This is a genomic window from Clostridium sp. AM49-4BH (assembly GCF_003478335.1).
Classification (GTDB): domain Bacteria; phylum Bacillota; class Clostridia; order Lachnospirales; family Lachnospiraceae; genus Butyribacter.
This window is the reverse complement of record NZ_QUFB01000011.1, coordinates 1-20827: the sequence shown is the minus strand read 5'-3', so window position 1 is coordinate 20827 and position 20827 is coordinate 1. Positions and strand designations below refer to the sequence as shown.

The window sequence follows — 20827 nt, the reverse complement described above, 5'->3', positions numbered from 1 at the left end:
GGGGCATACAGGGGGCTGGAATTGTTTTACTTTTCTTTCGAAGTCTATGGTTGTGTGTACTTGTGAGTTTGGCGACTGCGATCTATGGCGTGATCACAGAGAAGAAACGAGCCAAAAGACGCTGGCAAAACCAGATCAGTATCGAGTTTCGTGAAGGATTACAGGGAATCGCAGCCGCATTACAGGCCGGTTATTCTATGGAAAATGCTTTGGAAGAATCACAAAAAGATCTGGTATTGCTTTACGGGGAACATTCCGTTTTGGTGCCACAGATGCAGAGGATGTCATATGAATTGCAGTTAAATCAACCGATAGAAGAGGTTTTTTATCGGTTTGGGCAATTGACGCAAGTGGAGGACGTTATGCGTTTTGCGCAAGTCTTACATATTGCAAAGAGAACAGGAGGAGATTTGATAGCGATTACAAGAATGACTGCAGATAGGATTAGTGAAAAAATGGAGGTCAAACGGGAAATATTGGTGATGATCGCAGGAAAACAAATGGAGGCACAGATTATGAAACTGATGCCGTTAGCCATTATATTGTATTTCTGGGTGTTCTCTCCGGGATTTTTAGATCCGTTATATCGTTGGGAAGGACGCCCTGTTATGGCAGTTCTTTTACTTGTTTATCTGGCAGCAGCATATTGGATCGATCGCATCAGTCGTATTGAGATATGAATTATCAGGGAAGATCAAACAAATTGGAACATTCATTTTCAGTTATCATATCGTGGCTGCGTTCAAGGTTTTGCGAGAAACAGTTGACATCGTTATCTAAGTTGTATGTTGGTAAAGGAACGGAGGAATTGTTTGTAATATTCTTCGAAAGAGTGCCAGGTATGCATTGACCGGAATGGTGGTCGCAGGAGTGTTATGTGCATTGTTTGTTATATCTTCATCAAAAAAGCATGAGATTTGGCATGGAAATATGATGGAGCGTTCTGAGGCTGGTGGCAGAGATAAGACCATTGAAATGCAGATTGAGACAGAGGATGGTAAGCAGGATTATACGGTTAAACTTCCTGCACGTAAATTGACAAAGCATGAGATCAAGGAGCAATTTGCGATCGCGAGAGAAAAGGTGCAAAAGTTATATCTTGGTGAAAATAATTCGGCGGATAATATCACATCTTCATTAAATCTGATAGAAACAGTTCCGGATACAATGGTGCAAGTGGCATGGCAGTTAGATAAGGAGGGATTGATTACAGATAATGGCGAGATTGTATGGGCTGAGATTATTAAGCCGTACAAAACAGAAATCACTGCAGAGTTGTCTTGTGAAGATGTGCAGGAGAGTGTCGTTTTAGAATTAACCATACAGCCGCCACAACGGACAAAGTTTGAACAGTGGCTTCAAAAATGGGAGGCTGCATTTAATAAGCGGCTTGAGGATACTGCAAGCGATAAAAGAATCTTTCTTCCGACAAGGGTGGAGGGACGAGAGATTACTTATCGTGATAAAACAGATTCTTATTTGGTGCCATGCGTGGTGGGGATGATCTTGGCAGCGATTGCAGGAATGCTGCTTTACAATAGTCAGATGCAGCAAAATGTCCGTAAACGGGATGAGGAACTATGTAAGGATTACCCGGAAATGGTGGAACAGTTTGTTCTGTTAGTGGGGGCCGGCATGACGATCAAGAGCGCATGGATCAAAATGACAGACGATTATCAATCGGGTCTGGATAGAAAGCAAGCAAAACGTTATTTGTATGAGGAGATGAGTGTGACAGAACGTGAGATGCAGAATGGAATGGGTGAAGAACGTGCCTATGAATTATTTGCAAAGCGGACAGGCATTCTTTGCTATATGAAATTCAGTGCACTTTTGACACAAAATCTTCGGAAAGGTTCAGCAGATATGTTGCGCCTTTTGGAACAGGAAGCACAGGATGCGTTTCAAAAACGCAAGGAACAGGCTAAGGAGGCAGGAGAAAAGGCAGGAACAAAAATGCTGTTTCCCATGATGTTAATGCTGCTGATTGTGTTTGTGATGATTTTATATGCAGCATTCCGCTCCATGTAGCAGAAAGGAAAGAATATGAAGAACAGATGGAAACAATTTTGGAAAGACGAATCGGGAATCGGAGTTGTAGAGATCATATTGATTTTGGTTGTGTTGATCATGCTGGTTGTTATTTTCAGAGAGCAGATTACGGCGATTGTGACAAACGCATTTCAACAGATTAATTCCGGTGCGAGTAAGATCAATACAGGAATATCGATCAAAAAGAAGTAGAGCATAAGTTTGAGGTGTGGAACTAGAGGAAGTTTTCTGAAGAAATCCGGAAAGGGTGGAGGTGGATGTATTTTGCAGGGAACCGGAAGTGAGAGGAGGGATGTGTTTTGTGAAAGGTGCAATTACCGTATTTATGACGCTGCTGTTTGGGATGATCTTGTCATTAGTTCTAGTCACAATTGAGAACGTACGTTTTTTGACAGGGGAAAGTTATGCCAGACTTTCGGCCAAAGGAGCTTTACATGCAGTGTTTGGAGAATACAATCGAGAATTGTATGAAGATTATGGGTTGTTTGGTTATGGAGGATATAGTCAGAAGAATCAGGATGAATTGTCGCGAAATATCGAAAGGCAGTTGCAGACAGCTTTGGGACAGCAGGATAAGGCAGCGTCTTCCGCAAATATTGACTTATATCGTATCCATGACATTTCCTGCACAATTGCGGACATAAAGAGTGTGGCAGACCGCGAGGAGTTGTATCGTCAGATTAAGTTGTTTTTAGCAAGTGAAACGGTAGAAGATGTTTTGGATCGGTTATTTACAAAGGGCGATTCCACAAACTCAAAGGTGGGAGTAGATAGTTTGCGTGATCTTTTTCGAGAGGGTACCACGGCGTGGTCAAAATCACTGGAGCAGACCGAAAAGTATGAGAAAGGGGAGATGGATGATCCGGAAAAAACATCGCCTAAAAGAAAGAAACAGTCTGATAAGGCAGACAGTCAGTTTGCCGGGGGAAATAGGAGGTTTGATGGGGAAGATGGACAGTTTGCGGAAGCAAATAAGCGATCGGTTAGAAAGGCGGGATCCTCTGGGAATGTCATGGATGGGGATGGCGGTATGGCAACGCAGGATCATGCAAATGGTAATCCGTTGGAAAGTTTTTGCGAGTTGATGAGAGACGGCATCTTGCAGTTGGTATGTGACACGGAGAAATTGTCGGGAGAGGATCAGCAAGCCAAGAGTATCGGACAAGCGGCGGGTCTGTTAAAAGAACTTTTGAGTACAAAAGAAAGTTTTGATCTGCAGGGCAATTTAACACCAACAGGACAAAAACTATTACTTATGCGTTATGCTTTTTGTGTGTTTTCTTGCTATACAACGGATCGCAATCGGTCGACCAGATGCGGGTTAGAATATCTGATCGAAGGGAAAGAAAACGAAAAGGACTGTATGCTTGGCATTGTAAATCGCATGTTACTTTTACGTACAATGATTAATTATGCGTACGTGAATACGGATGAGCAGTTGAAAGCAGAAAGTCTTGCCACTGCGACTGTAATTGCGGGAGCAACAGGTCTTCCGCCGGTCATACAAGCAATCAACCAGACTATTTTATTGATCTTGGCAGTCGAGGAGAGCTTGATTGATATAACTGCATTATTATGTGGTTATAAGGTGCCATTATTCAAACAGCACGCATCTTTTCAAATGCGTTATTCGGAAATATGTATGGTTTCAAAGAGCTTTTTGCGAAAAAAAGCAGAAATATACAAGAAAGGCGGTGGTGTCATAACGGGAAAGGCGATGTCATATATGCAGTATTTAGGGATGCTTATGGCTTTGACTGTGGAGAAAAGTATGCGGGAACGAGCAATATCATTGATCGAGACGGATCTTCGCGAGCGATACAACCAGACTTTTTGTATAGATCAATGTATTGATCTGGCAAAAGTGAAAGTGGTATATCGGCAGTCTTTGTTCTGGAGTATGTCCCAATTGGGCGTTGTGCAGGAACAGCGACAGTTAGAGGTGATGTATCAATATTAATAGAAGTGCTGTTTGTTACAGCAAAAAGTCGAGCAGGATGTTCTCTGGCATTTCTGCGCTTACAATCTAAGAATTAAAATCTTTATCATAGGTCAGACTCTCTTTTGCATAACCTAATGTCAGAGGATGTCCTGCTCGACTTTTTGCAAATCTGTTGGGAAAGGCAGGTGGTAATTTGGGTGCATCAGAACAAACAAGATCCTAACATGGATTATTACAGCAGATTGACCATGTGCCGTGGGGCATTGACGGTTGAAGCAACATTTATTGTTCCTATTTTTTTCTTAGTGTTTTGCAGCTTTTTGTATCTGTTTCAGATTTTGCAGGAGCAGAGGCAGATTCAGGAACAATTGGTAACGGTGGCAGAGCGATATGAAAGTTTGGGCATTAGAACACCAATACTTCAAACGGATAGGGGCGATAAATGGCTGGTAAACTGGAAAATATCGGGGGACAGCGGAACTTGTGAGTGTATATGGCGAAAAAGTGTGCCGATGATCGGTGAGTGGTTTCAAATAACGCTGTATCAAAGAATGCCGCTTCACAATTATAGTGGACATTCTATGATCAGTACAGACCGAGCAGCGGATAGCTGCGTCTATCTTGCCCGAAATGGGACAGTGTACCATCTTAGATTGGATTGTACATATCTAAAGCTTGGGATCCGTCAGGTAACAGGAAAACTAGTGGAAAAGGAACGTAATCGTTCGGGCGGCAAGTACAAAGCATGTGAATTGTGTGCGGATGGGCAGCAGCTAACAGCACAGATGCAATGGTATATTACGCCGTATGGTGATAGATATCATAAGGAGAAAGATTGTGCGGGACTGCGTCGTTCTATCCGTAAATTAAAGAAATCGCAGGTGGGGGATTTGCCCGCGTGCAGTAAATGTGGGAGGGAGTAGATGGTATTTGTAAACAGTAGTTTGTTAATGACATTAGGCGTATGCAGCGTATATGATCTGCGTTATCGAAGGATACCTGCCATTGTCGTGGCGATCACGACACTGTATATCGCTGTGGCATTGGGCGTTATGGGATGCCTTACGCCGATTCGAATTGTGGGAGCAGCAGTATTATGTACGTTCCTTGAACTGCTATGCATTGCAAGCAGAGACAAAATTGGCACAGGTGATGCGATTATGATCGGCATGATACAGTTGGCACTTGGGATGCGGCAGAATATGCTTGTTCTGTTGGTGACATTTAGTATGGTTTTTATTACAGCCTGCATTTTGTATATGGTTTGCCGGGTTGATAAAGATCTAGAGATCCCATTGGCACCCTATTTGCTGGTAGGGGTAGGAGTGGTGTTGTTTGCAGAGGTGTTGCAATGAGGTGGAAAGGAAGTTATACAGTTGAAGCAGCATTTGTCATCCCGATAGTATTAGGTGTCGTATTTGTATTATTATACGCATTATTTTGGGTGCATGATCAGTGTGTTCTGCAGGCAAATATACAGAACGGATTGATACAATACAGTGATACTGGAGAGGAATTGCCAACTAACGAGGAGTGGAAGCGCACTTTGCAGCAAAATCTCTGGATGGGGAATGTGACGGAAACAGCAATTTCCCACAAAAGGACGGTGTGGCGAGGGCAGGCAAAGTTGGAATCTGTATGGCAGAATGATCTTACAGCAATCTTTTTTGCTGATAGCCAAAATTCCGTGTATTGTTTGGAATGGGATGAACAGCAGCCATCGGACATAGTACGATTTCGCCGGAAAGGAGAATCTGATGATAGAGATTGAACAGGGTACCGGAAAGTATGTTACCATTGCAGCAGACGAAGAAACTGCACTGCGATGGTCAGGAGATATCGGATTCAAGATGATGCAGTACAACCAGATTCGGGGTGTTCTGCCCATAAGCCAGCAGTACATTGATGAAAGGCTGCATGTCTACTATGAAGTAAATAAAATGCAAACGCTGGAATCGGTGTATGCAGAAGCCGGCTTATCTGTGGACAAGGCGTTGAAGATCCTGCTTTCATTGCTGCAGACAGTACAGGGGGCAGAGCAGTATTTTTTATCGGCAGAACAGTTTGTATTAAATGAACAAATGGTATTTTTAAGTCGGGACAACAGCAGAATATGGCTCTGTTACCATCCGGATCATGATGTGGAGATCGCAGAGGGAGTGCGAGCCGTCATGGAATTTTTAATGAAACGGATATTGCACTCAAACAGAACTGCCACAGCCTCTTTTTATGGCTTGTATGATATGGTTTGTGAACGGAGATGCACCATGGCAGAATTGGCAGAGCATATAATACGACAGCAGAGCGTATCGCAGGAACAGACGAAACAGCCAAAAGATGTGTCTCGAACCTTGCAGCCGAAAGCTGATAGTAAATTGCAGCTATCCCTTCACGGAAAGCGGGCTTTACCACAACAGACCCTGCAGAGTATATGTGTGCCTGCTGTTATATCGCTGTTAAAATCGGAGGTGCACATAGGACGTCTACAGACAGAGGATGTTTGCATTCCGATAGATTATATTAGCAGAGAACATGCAGTCTTGTATATTGATGACGATCAAATACAGATTGAAGACTGTGACTCTGCAAACGGAACCTTCTTAAACGGAGAGCAACTTATGCCACATGTCAGAACAACATGTAATCCCGGAGATCTCATTTCGTTTGCAGATATAACATACGACATCTGTTGACGATGTTAACTATTTTGAAAAACTGACCGGCAGGTCGACATATTCTGTTTTGATAACAATATAAGGATAGGAACTGCGCTCATCAGGATTGTCGCTTTTGGGACCGAATAATTCGGTATCAAAATACAGTCCATCCTCTCGCTTGCAAAAATCATTTACCGTGATCTTATAGCCGCCACAAGACTGCTTGCCATAGCCTCTGACAACATAAAGGTAAGATTGATCGGTGAAAGTAAGTGAAAACGGATTCTTTTTGCGCTCGTTGATAAGGCTTTGCAGCTCTTCTGGAATGTCGGAACCCGTTATTACCGTGAAGTCTGCATCTGCAATCTTGTCGGGAGGGTTCTCCTTAGAACATCCGCAAAGCATAATACAGGTTAAAATGATCACAGTCATCATACGATAGAAGTGTCGCATAAACAATTGCTCCTACTCGTTGTTATTGATATTTTATGCGGGGGTCAGAATATATATTCAATTTGATTTTTGCACTACAATAGTATATAATAAGCGTGCGGAGCATGATGTGTCGGGAGGACGGGAGTTCTTTTGGCGTCGGCAATTTTAGGAGGGCCTAGGAGAATGAAGGAAATCAACAAAGAAGAATTCAAAAAAGAAATTGAGGATTACGTAAAGGTTTTATTTCGTAAGACAATCAAGGAAGCTGACCAGCAACAGTTGTTTCAGGCAGTTTCATATGCGGTAAAAGATTTTATTGTTGACCAGTGGATGGCAACGCACAAGACATACGAAGAGAAGGATGTCAAGACTGTATACTATTTGTCTATGGAATTTTTGATGGGACGTGCTCTTGGCAATATGATCATTAATCTGAAGGGAAATAAAGAAATTAAGGAAGCTGTAGAAGAGCTGGGATTAGATTTGGATGTTATCGAGGATCAGGAACCGGATGCAGCACTTGGTAATGGTGGTTTGGGACGTTTAGCCGCTTGTTTCTTAGATTCATTATCAACATTAGGATATTCTGCATACGGTTGTGGAATTCGTTACAAATATGGAATGTTCAAGCAGGCGATTGAGAATGGCTATCAGGTTGAGAAGCCGGATGATTGGTTGAAAGATGGCAACCCATTTGAGATCAAACGTCCGGAATATGCGGTAGAAGTTAAGTTTGGTGGATATGTAGCGATCCGCAAAGATGAGAATGGTAAGGACAAGTTTGTTCAGGAAAATTATCAGAGTGTTCGTGCCGTACCATATGATATGCCAATCGTTGGTTATCAGAATAATGTGGTTAATACGCTGCGCATATGGGATGCAGAGGCAATTGATACATTCAACTTGAGTTCTTTTGACAAAGGAGATTATCAGAAAGCTGTTGAGCAGGAGAATCTTGCACGTACGATTTGTGAGGTGCTTTATCCAAATGACAATCATATGGCAGGTAAAGAGCTTCGCTTAAAGCAGCAGTATTTCTTTGTATCCGCAAGTGTACAGCTTGCAGTTGCAAAATATATGGAAAACCATGATGACATTCGTAAGATTCATGAAAAAGTATGTTTCCAATTGAACGACACACATCCGACTGTTGCGGTAGCAGAGTTGATGCGCATATTGATGGACCAGTATAGTTTGGAATGGGATGAGGCATGGGCAATCACTAAGAAGACCTGCGCATATACAAACCATACAATTATGTCAGAAGCACTTGAAAAATGGCCGTTAGAGCTGTTCTCACGTCTTCTCCCTAGAATTTATCAGATCGTTGAAGAGATCAACCGTCGTTTTATTTTAGAAATCCAGTCTGCATATCCGGGAGACTACGGTAAAGTAGAACGCATGGCTATCATTTATGATGGACAGGTTAAGATGGCACACTTGGCAATTGTAGGAAGTTTCTCTGTTAATGGTGTTGCCAGATTACATACAGAAATCTTAAAAAATCAGGAATTAAAAGACTTCTATCTTATGATGCCTGAGAAATTTAACAATAAGACCAATGGAATTACACAGCGTCGTTTCCTTCTTCATGGAAATCCGTTGCTGGCTGATTGGGTTACGAAGAAGATCGGTGATGAGTGGATCACAGATCTGTCTCATATTAATAATCTTGCCGTATATGCAGAGGATGAATTAAGCCGTAAGGAATTCATGAACATTAAGTATCAGAATAAGGTACGTCTTGCAGAGTATATCAAGAAACATAATGGAGTTGAGGTTAATCCACGTTCGATTTTTGATGTACAGGTTAAGAGACTGCATGAGTATAAGAGACAGTTATTAAATATTTTGCATGTAATGTATCTGTACAATGAGTTAAAGAAAAATCCGGATAAGGATTTCTACCCACGTACATTTATCTTTGGTGCTAAGGCGTCTGCAGGTTATCATGTCGCAAAACAGATCATTAAATTGATCAATAGTGTTGCGGATGTGGTAAATAATGATAAGAGTATTCATGATAAGATCAAAGTGGTATTTATCGAAAATTATCGTGTATCGAATGCAGAGATCATTTTCGCAGCTGCAGATGTATCTGAGCAGATTTCCACTGCCAGTAAAGAGGCATCAGGTACCGGTAATATGAAGTTTATGTTAAATGGTGCATTGACACTGGGAACTATGGATGGAGCGAACGTAGAGATTGTCGAGGAAGTTGGAGAGGAAAATGCATTTATCTTTGGTCTGTCCTCAGACGAGGTTATTGCATATGAGCACAACAATGAGTACAATCCAAGAGAAATCTACAACATGGATTCAGACATCCGTGCCGTGCTGACACAGTTAGTTGATGGTACGTATGCACCGGGTAATCCGGAAGAGTTCCGTGATATTTACAATTCTTTGCTCGATGGCAACGGCGGACGTCCGGATATGTACTTTATTTTGAAGGATTTCCGTTCCTATGCGGAGGCACAGCAGCGTGTAGAGGCAGCTTACAGAAATGAAGATGCATGGGCTAAGTCTGCGCTTCTCAATACAGCTAAGAGTGGTAAATTCTCTTCCGACCGTACGATTGAAGAGTATGCAACAGAGTTATGGCACTTGGAGAAAGTTACGGTAGAGTTACCGGAATAATCATATAATTAGAACGTAAGGTATTGCCAGAGGAAAAAGGATATTTCGTCTGGCAATACTCATATGAATATTAACTACATAAAGGAGGTTAGGACTATGAGCATGTTGGACAGACAGGTTAAAATACCGGCAAAAGCAAATCGAAAGATTGAGTTGAAGGCATATCCTGGTCACTTTGCAACCAATCACTCACACATCAACTATTACCTTGATATCACACCGATAAAGTGTCGCCACACGGAAGCGCAGCTGGTAGCGAAAGAATTTGTGCGGGAATATAAACATACGAAAGCGGTAGATACCATCGTGTGCATGGATGGCTGTGAAGTTATAGGAGCATATTTGGCAGAAGAGCTTACAGACGCAGGGATCATGTCCATGAATACACATGAATGTGTGAATATTGTTACTCCCGAGATCAATACGAGTGGACAGATCATATTTCGCGATAATGTTGAAGCTATGCTTACCAACAAGCATGTCGTACTACTGTTAGCAAGTGCGACTACCGGACAGACAGTTGAGCAGAGCATACAGGCAATTCGATATTATGGCGGTAATGTGCAGGGGGTATCGGCGATCTTTACAGCTGTAGATGAGGTTGAAGGTATTCCGGTTCATTCAATCTACCATGTAGATGATGTTGGCAGTTACAAGAATTATCTGCCAAGTGAATGCCCATACTGCAAAGAGAAACGTAAACTGGATGCTATCGTAAACAGTTATGGATATTCGAAAATTTAACACAATATAGCAGAGAAGTCACCCGATGCAGTGGATGGCTGCGGGCGACTACCACGGAATCTAAACCGGCACGTGATAGTGCCGGTTTTTTCTTTCAGTGATAGGAGAATGCTATATTTAAAAAGTACGGAGAAAGGATAGGAAAAAAGGATGCCTGTTACAGATTTTTTGGAAAGAAATGCAAAACTATATCCGAATGAAGTTGCGTTGGTGGAATTGAATCCGGATGAAAAAGATACAAGGAGAACGAGTTGGAAAGAGTATGAATTGATCCAGCCATCTCGTTTCGAACCGTATCGACGTGAAATTACTTGGGGGGTATTTAACGAAAAGGCAAACCGTTTTGCAAACCTGCTGCTTAGTCGAGGAATAAAAAAGGGCGATAAAGTAGCAATTCTGATGTATAATTGCTTGGAATGGCTGCCTATTTATTTTGGAGTGCTCAAATCAGGAGCAATAGCAGTGCCGTTTAACTTTCGCTATGATGCAGAGGAGATCTTATATTGTGCAGAGCTTGCCGAAGTGGATATAATCGTATTCGGGCCTGCGTTTATCGGACGGATCGAGGCAAATGCAGAAAAGCTGAGTAAAGGAAGACTATTGATCTATGTTGGGGACGGCTGTCCGGACTTTGCAGAGAGTTATCATGAACTTGTTGCGGATTGTTCCAGTAAAACACCTGATATCCCGCTGACAGAAGATGATTATGGAGCAATCTACTTTTCTTCGGGAACAACAGGTTTTCCAAAGGCGATCTTACACAAACATCAGAGCTTGACGCAGGCCGCTGAAATGGAACAAAAACATCATAGTACAGGCAGAGATGACGTATTTTTGTGTATTCCGCCATTATATCATACCGGAGCCAAGTTCCATTGGATGGGAAGTTTGGTTGCAGGCAGCAAGGCGGTGCTATTAAAAGGAACGAAGCCGGATACGATCTTATCTGCCGTTTCTAGCGAAAAGTGTACGATTGTCTGGCTGTTAGTACCATGGGCTCAGGATATCTTGGATGCGCTGGATCGTGGAGATCTGAAGCTGGAAGATTATGAGTTATCGCAGTGGCGCTTGATGCATATTGGTGCTCAGCCGGTGCCACCTTCCTTGATCAAACGTTGGAAAGAATATTTTCCGAATCATGCATATGATACCAATTACGGTTTGTCCGAGTCGACAGGACCGGGTTGTGTGCATCTTGGTGTTGAAAATATACATAAAGTCGGTGCAATCGGTGTGCCGGGATATCGATGGCAGTGCAAAATTGTTGATGAGCAGGGCGTAGAAGTGAAGCAGGGAGAAGTCGGAGAACTATGTGTAAAGGGTCCGGGTGTCATGACCTGTTATTATCACAATGAGAAAGCAACTGCAGAAACCTTAAAAGATGGCTGGTTGTATACCGGAGACATGGCAATGCAGGATGAGGATGGTTTTTATTTCTTAGTTGACCGTAAAAAAGATGTTATCGTTAGTGGCGGTGAGAATATTTATCCGGTACAGATTGAGGATTTCATGCGCAGACACGATAAGATCAAGGATGTAGCGGTGATCGGTCTTCCGGATCGTCGATTAGGGGAGAAGACTGCAGCGATCATTGAAGTAAAGGATGGTATGAGCTGCACAGAGGAGGAAATCGAAGAATTCTGTATGGAATTGCCGCGATATAAGCGACCAAAGGAAATTATCTTTAGTGAGATCCCGCGAAATGCAACCGGGAAGATTGAAAAACCAAAACTACGTAAAATGTATGGTGCAGATCGCCTGGTAGCGCAGGAAAATCAAGCATAAAATAACCAGCATACGCTGTAACAATGCTTAGGAAACTAAGCATAAACAAATAGCATACGTCGTTATAATGTTTAGAAAACTACCAAATACAAACACGCATAAAAGCAAGGGCATATCACAGTTGATATGCCCTATTACTTATATTTTCACAATATTTTTATAAAATGCAGCTAGCAACTATAACTGCAATAATTTCTTTGCATTATCTCCAAGAATTTTTGCTATGCTTTCTTCTGGAATATTGCAATTTTTTATAGCATTGATAGAGTCTAGCTGATCGCTCCAAGGACTATCGCTGCCCATGACAATGCGGTCAGCACCATGTTTTTGGATCATTACCGTGAACAGATCCATGGACAATGGCGCGCCCTCGCGGGGTGCTGAAGTTGTTGAAAAAGCAGTATCTAAATATACATCTCGTCCAATGATGCGATCCATAACCTGATCCCAACATCCCCAGCCGCCCATATGTGCCAGAACCATGCGGGACGGTTTGATTTCGTCTAGCATATTGCATATGTGTACAGGAAGGGATTGTTCTTCTCCCGGAAAACCAATGTCGTATCCGGCATGTGTAATGGTGACCAAACCGTATTCTTCCGCACAGTCAATGATGCGCAAAAATCGGATATCATCAATCGCCACACCTTGATACACCGGATGGATCTTGATCCCCTTACAGCCATGGCCTGCAAGAAATTGAATGATTTCCCGGTAATTGTCATTATCCGGATGAATGCCGCCGAACGATAACAGTCCGGTTTCCTTGGTGTGTTCGTTGGTTTCCACTGCGACACGATTCACCGTTTCGAATTGATGCGGATTCGTAACCACAGGAAGAATAATAGACAGATCAACACCGCTTTTATCCATGGATGCACGGAGTGACGCCTCAACACCACTTACGTGCGCACGCATCTTTGCTTTTTGTTCCAGACTTGCAATAGCCCGACTGGCGATTTTTTCTGGAAATATATGTGTATGAAAATCAATAATCATAACAATCCTTCTTTCTGTCATATAATAACTGCTATTGAGAGCATTTTCCATAACCATTAATTTCATGGTAAATCAATAAGTATCTAGTTGCCAGTATAGCATTTCCCATAACCATTAATTTTATGGTAAATCAATAAGTATCTGGTTGCCAGTATAGCATTTCCCGTAGCCGTCAACTTTATTATTCATCCATTAATATCCCACTGCCATTATTTACCTAACGCAGTTTTTTGGGATACTGTATTCTCCTTGTCATAACAAGCAAACGTACTGTCTACCATTGCTTTATCCGGTTTCGGAGTAAACAGACTGACAACCGGCACGATCACAAGTCCGGCCAACATCGCGATAGCACCACAGTTGATCGGTGACTGCATAATTACAGGGAAAGATTCTCTGCAGAAAATATTAGCGATCATCAATACGGAGCTAAAAATAAAGCAGACAAAACAGGACGCTTTGGTGACCCATTTTACGTACAGAGAGTACATAAATGGTGCTAAGAAAGAACCGGCAAGAGCACCCCAAGACACGCCCATCAACTGCGCAATGAATGTTACGGAGCTCTTATACTGGATCAAAGCTAAGACTGAAGATATTGCGATAAATACCACGATCAAAACGCGGATCAGTAATACCTGTTTCTTTTCACTCATGTTTTTCACAAAATTATCTTTGATAAAATCAATCGTCAACGTAGAGCTGGACGCAATAACGAGCGAAGATAATGTTGACATCGAAGCAGACAACACTAAGATCACGACTAAGGCGATCAGCACGGATGGCAGCCCGGATAACATGGTTGGGATAATAGAGTCAAAGCCATTTGCCTCCACGTCGATCTGATCCGAGAACAGACGGCCAAATCCACCGAGAAAATAACTTCCACCGGCGACGATCATGGCAAAGATTGTTGAAATAATAGTGCCTGTCTTGATCGAGGACTCATCTTTGATGGCATAAAATTTTTGTACCATCTGTGGCAGCCCCCAGGTACCGAGCGATGTCAAAATAACCACAAACAAAAGACCAAGTGGATCAGGACCAAAGAAAGAGGCGAAAATGCCGGGTGCTTTGGAAACTTCCGGATCGCTTATCTGAGCCAGACCATTCAAGGAAGCCATAAATCCGCCCTTGCTCATCAATACCGCAGCGATGACCGCAACAATGCCGACCAACATTATGATACCCTGAATGAAATCATTGATCGCCGTTGCCATATATCCGCCTGCAATAACATAAATTGCGGTAAGTACAGCCATAATGATGATACATACGGAATAGTCAATATCAAAAGCCATACCAAACAAACGTGATAATCCATTATAAAGAGATGCTGTATAAGGGATCAGGAAGATAAAAATAATGACGGAAGCAGCGACCTTTAGGGCGCGGCTGTTAAAACGTTCTCCAAAAAACTGTGGCATTGTTGCCGAGTCTAAGTGCTGTGTCATTATTCGTGTGCGTCGACCTAGGACAACCCATGCTAACAGCGAGCCGATCAGCGCATTTCCAATACCGGCCCAAGTCGCTGCAATACCATATTTCCAACCAAATTGTCCGGCATAGCCGACAAAGACAACGGCAGAAAAATATGAGGTTCCATAGGCAAAAGCAGTCAGCCAGGGACCAACTGAGCGACCACCTAATACAAAACCATTGACATCAGTAGTGTGTTTCCTGCAATACAGCCCGATACCGATCAGGACTGCAAAGTAAAGGATTAAAATTGCTAATTTCATATTTCTTCTCCATTTCTTTAGAATAGTTTATCTGCTGCGTATACCAACTCATGTTTATAAAAACATATATGTCAAAACAGCAACTTCATCATACCATAGGTTGCGAAGCACGCACAATGATTATATCGTTTAATTTTAGGATCGTATCATGTTGTGGCAGAATGGAAAGATCATTGCGCAGGAACAAATGAAAATTGCGTAAGGAAATAGCAAATCTTATCCGATATATTAAATAGCCGAAATATTACATAATGCGATTGGACATTGTGATGCCGTGCAAGATGTGAGACGTTGGCGCAGATGACTCAGAGTGACATACAGTAAATGGAGGTAATGTATGAATCAGGTAGTGACAAATAGTGGTGCAGCAGCACAGTATTATGATGTGGCAAAGACAATGCAGAATAAGAAAGCAGCAAAGGCAGAGAATAATGCAGCCCCTGCAAAAAAAAGCAGCAGTACAGCGGCAGATAAGACGAATACATATGATAATCTTTCGACTAAAGCGAAAGCGTTGTTAGACGAGCTGAAAGATAAATATACCAATATGGATTTTTTTGTGGCAGATTTTAGCAGTGATGAGGAAGCACAGTCGATCATGTCTGCAGGAACTAAAGATTTTTCGGCGTTGTTTACCGGCGATGAACTGGAAAAGATGGCAAACGATGAGAGCTACAAGCAGGAAAGGCTCGACATGATCAATGATGCACTTGAGAAATTCAAGCAGCTTAAAGAACAGCTTGCCAACAAAGAGACAGAAGATGGTCAGAACGGCGCATCTTATGACGATATTGTGAAAGTAGGCATTGCTTTTCATGATGATGGTACAGTGTCATACTTTGCGGAACTGGAGAAGTCTACAGCAAAGCAGAAAGAGCGCATAGAAGATGCAAAGGATGCCAAAGCAGAAGAGAAGAAGAAAGCCGCCAAAAAGGAAAAAGCTGCCGATCAGAAAGAGACCGTGAAGAAAAAGACAAAAGTACAGGCATCATCCTACGAGGAGCTATTAGATAAATTACAGAAGGTTGACTGGAATACGGTGAAAGAAGAGGCCACCCGGTCTGTTGGACAGAAATTTGATCTTTCCGTATAGGAGCAAATTGTCCTGAAAATGGGACATAAATAGGAGAGAATTATCCTGAAAATGGGACATAATAATAAAGGAAACTAGAACGATGACCTTGAATCAATTAAAGTATATTGTGGAATTGTCCAAAGACAGCTCGATCAATGAAGCTGCCAAAAAACTGTTCATTTCGCAGCCGAGCCTGACTGCATCTTTGAAGTCGTTAGAACAGGAAGTTGGATTCGAAATTTTCTCACGAACAAAGAGCGGCATATCTCTTACCGTCAAGGGACGTGAGTTTTTGGGCTATGCAAAGTCAGTGATCGAGCAATATGACATTTTGGATGCTAAATATATATCGCACAAAAATATCAAGCGTACTTTTCATGTCTCTATGCAGCATTACACGTTTGCGGTGAATGCGTTTGTATCAGTGATCGATCAGTATGGCATGGAAGAGTATGAGTTTGAGATCCATGAGACGAAGACGCATGAAGTCATTGAAAACGTCAAAAATCAGATCAGTGAAATAGGTGTGCTCTATTTGAATGCTTATAATCAGGCAGTGTTGCAGAAGATTTTTCGGGAGTCCGGGCTGGTATTTACACCATTGTTTGAATGTGGGATTTATGCCTACATGAGTAAAAACAATCCGCTTGCGGGCAAGTCAAGCGTCACTATGGAAGGGCTGAATGATTATCCGTGTCTTGCCTTTGCACAAGGAGAAAGTAATTCGTTTTATTATGCGGAAGAAGTACTGAGCACCTATGCTTATAAGCAGTTGGTGCGTGCTAATGATAGAGCGACCATGCTTAATCTGATGGTTGGAATCAATGGTTATACATTATGTTCCGGTATTATTTGTGAGGAACTGAACGGTTCTGCGTTTTGTGCAGTTAAATTGGAGACAGACGAGAAAATGACCATTGGCTATATCGCGCGCAAAGCGTCAGTTATGAGTGAAATGGGTAATAAATTCCTTGAAGAGTTAAGCAAATACAAGGATAAGGTATTGGCGTAAATATAATAAAGGCGAGTAAGTATAACAAGTACCGCATAAGTGTAATAATGCCGCATAAGCATAACAGTACTGCGTAAATATAATAATGCTGCGTAAGTATAACAGTATCGCATAAATATAATAATGCTGCGTAAGTATAACGAGTACCGCGTAAGTATAACAGTATCGCATAAATATAATAATGTTGCGTAAATATAACGTGTTATAGAAAAAAACTATAACACGTTATATTTTTTGGAGATTATACAAAGATCGAAAAGAGTAGTATGATTCGAATATAGATAATTCCTATAGAGATAGTAGGAGAAAGGAGCAGCGCTTATGAGTAAAAGAAACTGGATCAAGGCATTTGCACCGTTAGATCGGCAGAGACTTCTCCAGACGGCAGCAGAATCGGTCAATTGGATCGAACAATATGGCCATGTAGATGGTGATGTGGAGAGCTGGGATGTCATGCCGGGCAAACAAGTGGAAAAGGATGCCTTACTTTTAGATGATGCGAGTCTGTATGCGGGCGCAGCAGGAATTGCATTATTATATTTGAAATATTATGTCGCGACAGAGCAAGAGAAATACTTACGCAAGGCGGAGGCAGGTATCCGTTATGTGATCCGTAAATATCGTGGCAAAGAGGATTTTGCGACGGAAGTACCATTTTTGCAGGGGGCCTACATCGGTTATTTGAATGGTCCGGCGGGAGGTGCCTATGTTGCAAAGGAACTCTATAAAATTACAGGAGAGGAACGTTATAAGCAGTTTGCGCTGACAGTTGCCGATGATGCGATCGAGGCAGCAAAAGACGAGCAGGGAGCACTTACTTGGTATGGGTTTTACGGCATATTAGGCGAAGGTGGTTTGATCCTATTTCTGCTCGACGTTTATAATACGTTCGGCGGTGATAAATATCTGGATGCCGCGGCAAAAGCAGCGAAATATATTGCAGACCGCAAGGAAGATGCGCCGCAGGGTGGATACCGCTGGTACGTAATGGATACAGAGACTTTTCCGACAATTGGCAAAGCGGGTGGCTATTTCCCGGGATTTGAATATGGTGCTGCAGGCTGTGGTTATATTTTGGCAAGCGTATATGAGCAGACGCATCAGGAAGAATATTTAGACATTGCAAAGAAAGCGGCACAGTATATTCAAAATATTGCAGACTACTCCGAAGATGGCGAGGCAGCTTTGGTTAAGTATAACGATACGTATCTGACAGACCTGTATTATCTGGGAGTATGTCAGGGACCGATCGGCACCTCAAGATTGTTTTACAAACTGTATCGGATTACCGGAGACGAATCGTATAAAGATTTTGTCATTAAGTTGACTAATGGTCTGTTGGCAGCCGGTGCGCCAACGAAACATTCGGACGGTTATTGGAGAACGAATTGCTATTGCTGTGGTGCAGCGGGAATGTTAGAACATTTTCTGCATGTACATAAGCTGACAGGTAATTCGGTATATCTGGATGCGGCCTATGAGGCGGCTGAGGCGATCATTGGTGAATCGACCTATCAGCACAAAGTGCGCAATTGGTATACGTCTTGGAACCGGCATGAACCGGACCGATCAGAGGCGTATGTGGGACTGTATCACGGAAGTGGCGGCTGCGCGGCATCGTTGTTGGCGTTGGCGCAGTACATAGAAGATAAGACATATTTACCGGGATACCTAGAAGATCCTTATCAAGATCTGTATGTATCGTAAATTGCAAAAAAGAAAGGAACGAGAATAGTTATGGCAAAGATTGTAAAAAATATTGAAGAATTAGTAGGACGCACACCGTTATTTGAGTTTGAAAAGTTTGAGGAAAAACACGATATCAAAGCACATTTGCTGGGAAAATTGGAGTATTTTAATCCATCGGGTTCCATCAAGGACCGCGCCGCTCTTAACATGATCAAAAAGGCAGAGGAAGATGGTATTCTTCACCCGGGAGATACGATCGTAGAAAACACCTCTGGAAATACCGGAATTGGGTTGGCTGCATTTTCTGCAAGCCGTGGTTACAAGCTGACGGTATTTTTGGAGCCGGGCCAGTCCGAAGAACGCCAAAAGATGCTGCGTGCATATGGCGCTGACTTAAAGAGCATGTTTGATGTGCCGGGCGTGCCGGAAGCCTTTGCGAACGGAACATTCACAACAGGATTTTATCAGGAAGCGATCCAGAAATATTGCGATGCTCAGCCAACGCATCATTATTTCATTAACCAGTTGGCCAATGAGGCCAATCCGGGAGTTCATTATGCGACAACCGGACCGGAGATCTGGGAAGATACAGATGGCAAAGTAGATATTTTAGTAGCAACCAGTGGAACTGCAGGAACAATTACCGGACTTACTAAATATTTCCGTGAAAAAAATCCGGATGTTAAAATTGTTGCCGTACAGGCAGATCCGACCTCAAGACCTGGTGGTTCCGAAGATCCGCAGACCATTGACGGCATTGCGCCATTTGGCGATCCGGGTTTCCCGGATGCTGCAAAGGCACCATTTATTGTCGGATTTGATTACGATGAATATATTGATGTCAAAGGCGAAGATGCGTATGCTCTTGGCCGCGAAATTGCACAGACGGATGGTGTGTTTTTGGGACAGTCTGCCGGTGCAGCACTGCACGCAGCAACTATTGTTGCCCAAAGACCGGAAAATGCCGGCAAAAATATTGTTGTTATTTTGGCAGATAACGGAATGAAATATTTAAGCACCAATATGTATCCACTTGATAAAAAAGTACAGTAATCAGCAGGTGAGATCTCGGTTGTATAATTTTTCCGGATTTCCACATACTAACTCCAAAGTGAATATGCAGCAAAAATGACAATTTGTTATTGCTAAAATATGGAATTGGAGGAAACATTGGTGAAAGCAACAGGAATAATCAGAAAAATTGACGATCTGGGACGAGTCGTAATACCGAAGGAAATTCGTCGTACTTTGCGTATCCGTGAAGGAGACCCGTTAGAAATTTATACAGACAGAGAAGGCGAAGTGATATTAAAGAAATATTCCATGATGGAGGATATGGGAATATTAGCACAGCAGTATGCAGATGCATTAGCGCAGACAACGGGACATCAAGTTGCGGTGACGGACCGGGAGCATATCATAGCTGCATCATCAGGCACGAAAAAATTGCTGTTAGATAAAGCAGTCAGCAGGGATTTGGAGCGTATGATCGACAGAAGAGAGAGTGTGGTCGCCTCCGGAGCAGGCAAAGAGTATCGAAAAGTGTGTGATGAGCCTGAGAACTTTGCATGGGAAGTGATCTGTCCAATCATATCAGAAGGAGATGCGATAGGGGCCGTTGTAATATTTACACGCAGCAAAGAGGTGTCTTTGGGAGATACGGAGCACAAATTAGCTCGCGTGGCAGCAGGTTTTTTGGGAAGACAATTAGAACAGTAATTCAAACTTCGCACATCCGAAGCTGCCATCTGGTCACTTATTGCTTATTATGTCGATAGTTTAATTATATTTTGCAGCCACCATATTGTGGGTTCTGCCATGAAGAAACTATAGCAATTGCCTTGCCGCAATTAGTTTTCACAGTGATTTCTAGATTTTGTTGTCTCTGATTTATGATTTACATGCCTTACGGAAACTCGAAGTCCCGGAAGCAAGGTATTCATCATTTTTGAAAGGGACTTTGCGCTCGTCGTTACTTATGTCTCGTATTTCAGAGACATTAAGTAACGTGACGTAGCGCATCGTAGCGAAAGCGTCCCGTCCAAAAATGGATGA

The 20827-nt window shown here is 42.5% G+C and carries 19 protein-coding genes; 16 read left to right on the top strand and 3 right to left on the bottom strand.

What is annotated here, in order from left to right:
* Positions 1-62 precede the first annotated feature (62 nt).
* The 8 genes from DW981_RS04770 to DW981_RS04735 all read left to right on the top strand — a co-directional run bounded on the left by DW981_RS04770 (position 63) and on the right by DW981_RS04735 (position 6687).
* Positions 63-680 (top strand): type II secretion system F family protein, encoded by a 618-nt coding sequence (locus tag DW981_RS04770; RefSeq protein ID WP_147352607.1) that lies wholly within the window; start codon positions 63-65, stop codon positions 678-680.
* Positions 681-870: 190 nt separating this feature from the next.
* Positions 871-2031 (top strand): type II secretion system F family protein, encoded by a 1161-nt coding sequence (locus tag DW981_RS04765; RefSeq protein ID WP_182434137.1) that lies wholly within the window; start codon positions 871-873, stop codon positions 2029-2031.
* Between the two features lie 15 nt (positions 2032-2046).
* Positions 2047-2244, top strand: a complete 198-nt coding sequence (locus DW981_RS04760; protein WP_022025099.1) for a Flp1 family type IVb pilin — start codon at positions 2047-2049, stop codon at positions 2242-2244.
* Positions 2245-2353: 109 nt separating this feature from the next.
* Entirely contained in the window at positions 2354-4012 is a 1659-nt protein-coding gene (locus DW981_RS04755; protein ID WP_147352606.1) for a DUF5702 domain-containing protein, read from the top strand.
* A 179-nt stretch (positions 4013-4191) separates the two neighbouring features.
* Positions 4192-4917 (top strand): hypothetical protein, encoded by a 726-nt coding sequence (locus DW981_RS04750; RefSeq protein ID WP_022025101.1) that lies wholly within the window; start codon positions 4192-4194, stop codon positions 4915-4917.
* Positions 4918-5349 carry a prepilin peptidase gene (locus DW981_RS04745; RefSeq protein WP_118506945.1) on the top strand — a complete coding sequence of 144 codons (432 nt, stop codon included), beginning with the start codon at positions 4918-4920 and terminating at the stop codon, positions 5347-5349. It begins immediately after the preceding gene.
* On the top strand, positions 5346-5765 hold the full coding sequence (locus DW981_RS04740) for a TadE family protein (RefSeq protein ID WP_022025103.1): 420 nt from the start codon (positions 5346-5348) through the stop codon (positions 5763-5765). The genes DW981_RS04745 and DW981_RS04740 overlap by 4 nt, the downstream gene beginning before the upstream one ends.
* Positions 5752-6687 (top strand): DUF6382 domain-containing protein, encoded by a 936-nt coding sequence (locus tag DW981_RS04735; protein WP_118506944.1) that lies wholly within the window; start codon positions 5752-5754, stop codon positions 6685-6687. The genes DW981_RS04740 and DW981_RS04735 overlap by 14 nt, the downstream gene beginning before the upstream one ends.
* Before the next feature lie 9 nt (positions 6688-6696).
* Here DW981_RS04735 and DW981_RS04730 read toward each other — a convergent pair whose 3' ends face one another.
* The gene (locus DW981_RS04730) at positions 6697-7104 is read right to left on the bottom strand and encodes a protease complex subunit PrcB family protein (protein WP_022025105.1); all 408 of its coding nucleotides are present in this window, start codon (positions 7102-7104) and stop codon (positions 6697-6699) included.
* Positions 7105-7269: 165 nt separating this feature from the next.
* Here DW981_RS04730 and DW981_RS04725 point away from each other — a divergent pair, with 165 nt between their 5' ends.
* From DW981_RS04725 to DW981_RS04715, 3 genes are all read left to right on the top strand, one after another.
* Positions 7270-9726, top strand: coding sequence for a glycogen/starch/alpha-glucan phosphorylase (locus tag DW981_RS04725; protein WP_022025106.1), 2457 nt, complete (start codon positions 7270-7272; stop codon positions 9724-9726).
* Between the two features lie 96 nt (positions 9727-9822).
* Positions 9823-10470: a hypothetical protein gene (locus tag DW981_RS04720; RefSeq protein ID WP_022025107.1), complete on the top strand. Its 648-nt coding sequence runs from the start codon at positions 9823-9825 to the stop codon at positions 10468-10470.
* A gap of 150 nt (positions 10471-10620) precedes the next feature.
* Positions 10621-12255 carry a class I adenylate-forming enzyme family protein gene (locus DW981_RS04715; protein ID WP_022025108.1) on the top strand — a complete coding sequence of 545 codons (1635 nt, stop codon included), beginning with the start codon at positions 10621-10623 and terminating at the stop codon, positions 12253-12255.
* Between the two features lie 177 nt (positions 12256-12432).
* Here DW981_RS04715 and DW981_RS04710 read toward each other — a convergent pair whose 3' ends face one another.
* Together DW981_RS04710 and DW981_RS04705 are read right to left on the bottom strand one after the other, a co-directional pair.
* Positions 12433-13275 carry an amidohydrolase family protein gene (locus tag DW981_RS04710; RefSeq protein WP_207663982.1) on the bottom strand — a complete coding sequence of 281 codons (843 nt, stop codon included), beginning with the start codon at positions 13273-13275 and terminating at the stop codon, positions 12433-12435.
* A 188-nt stretch (positions 13276-13463) separates the two neighbouring features.
* Positions 13464-14996 carry a sodium:solute symporter gene (locus tag DW981_RS04705; protein WP_118506942.1) on the bottom strand — a complete coding sequence of 511 codons (1533 nt, stop codon included), beginning with the start codon at positions 14994-14996 and terminating at the stop codon, positions 13464-13466.
* Between the two features lie 337 nt (positions 14997-15333).
* Here DW981_RS04705 and DW981_RS04700 point away from each other — a divergent pair, with 337 nt between their 5' ends.
* From DW981_RS04700 to DW981_RS04680, 5 genes are all read left to right on the top strand, one after another.
* Positions 15334-16089 carry a DUF6033 family protein gene (locus DW981_RS04700; RefSeq protein ID WP_022025111.1) on the top strand — a complete coding sequence of 252 codons (756 nt, stop codon included), beginning with the start codon at positions 15334-15336 and terminating at the stop codon, positions 16087-16089.
* Positions 16090-16171: 82 nt separating this feature from the next.
* The gene (locus tag DW981_RS04695; RefSeq protein ID WP_118506941.1) at positions 16172-17083 is read left to right on the top strand and encodes a LysR family transcriptional regulator; all 912 of its coding nucleotides are present in this window, start codon (positions 16172-16174) and stop codon (positions 17081-17083) included.
* Between the two features lie 321 nt (positions 17084-17404).
* Positions 17405-18790, top strand: coding sequence for a lanthionine synthetase LanC family protein (locus DW981_RS04690; RefSeq protein WP_118506940.1), 1386 nt, complete (start codon positions 17405-17407; stop codon positions 18788-18790).
* A 30-nt stretch (positions 18791-18820) separates the two neighbouring features.
* On the top strand, positions 18821-19825 hold the full coding sequence (locus tag DW981_RS04685) for a cysteine synthase family protein (protein ID WP_022025114.1): 1005 nt from the start codon (positions 18821-18823) through the stop codon (positions 19823-19825).
* A 120-nt stretch (positions 19826-19945) separates the two neighbouring features.
* Entirely contained in the window at positions 19946-20491 is a 546-nt protein-coding gene (locus tag DW981_RS04680; RefSeq protein WP_022025115.1) for a stage V sporulation T C-terminal domain-containing protein, read from the top strand.
* Positions 20492-20827 lie beyond the last annotated feature (336 nt).

Bases quoted from the DNA above. Each gene is read 5' to 3' on its own strand.
- DW981_RS04725 (WP_022025106.1), top strand. From the start codon at position 7,270: ATGAAGGAAATCAACAAAGAAGAATTCAAAAAAGAAATTGAGGATTAC.
- DW981_RS04685 (WP_022025114.1), top strand. From the start codon at position 18,821: ATGGCAAAGATTGTAAAAAATATTGAAGAATTAGTAGGACGCACACCG.
- DW981_RS04730 (WP_022025105.1), bottom strand. From the start codon at position 7,104: ATGCGACACTTCTATCGTATGATGACTGTGATCATTTTAACCTGTATT.
- DW981_RS04690 (WP_118506940.1), top strand. From the start codon at position 17,405: ATGAGTAAAAGAAACTGGATCAAGGCATTTGCACCGTTAGATCGGCAG.
- DW981_RS04695 (WP_118506941.1), top strand. From the start codon at position 16,172: ATGACCTTGAATCAATTAAAGTATATTGTGGAATTGTCCAAAGACAGC.
- DW981_RS04760 (WP_022025099.1), top strand. From the start codon at position 2,047: ATGAAGAACAGATGGAAACAATTTTGGAAAGACGAATCGGGAATCGGA.
- DW981_RS04735 (WP_118506944.1), top strand. From the start codon at position 5,752: ATGATAGAGATTGAACAGGGTACCGGAAAGTATGTTACCATTGCAGCA.
- DW981_RS04745 (WP_118506945.1), top strand. From the start codon at position 4,918: ATGGTATTTGTAAACAGTAGTTTGTTAATGACATTAGGCGTATGCAGC.
- DW981_RS04740 (WP_022025103.1), top strand. From the start codon at position 5,346: ATGAGGTGGAAAGGAAGTTATACAGTTGAAGCAGCATTTGTCATCCCG.
- DW981_RS04700 (WP_022025111.1), top strand. From the start codon at position 15,334: ATGAATCAGGTAGTGACAAATAGTGGTGCAGCAGCACAGTATTATGAT.
- DW981_RS04715 (WP_022025108.1), top strand. From the start codon at position 10,621: ATGCCTGTTACAGATTTTTTGGAAAGAAATGCAAAACTATATCCGAAT.
- DW981_RS04705 (WP_118506942.1), bottom strand. From the start codon at position 14,996: ATGAAATTAGCAATTTTAATCCTTTACTTTGCAGTCCTGATCGGTATC.
- DW981_RS04720 (WP_022025107.1), top strand. From the start codon at position 9,823: ATGAGCATGTTGGACAGACAGGTTAAAATACCGGCAAAAGCAAATCGA.
- DW981_RS04710 (WP_207663982.1), bottom strand. From the start codon at position 13,275: ATGACAGAAAGAAGGATTGTTATGATTATTGATTTTCATACACATATA.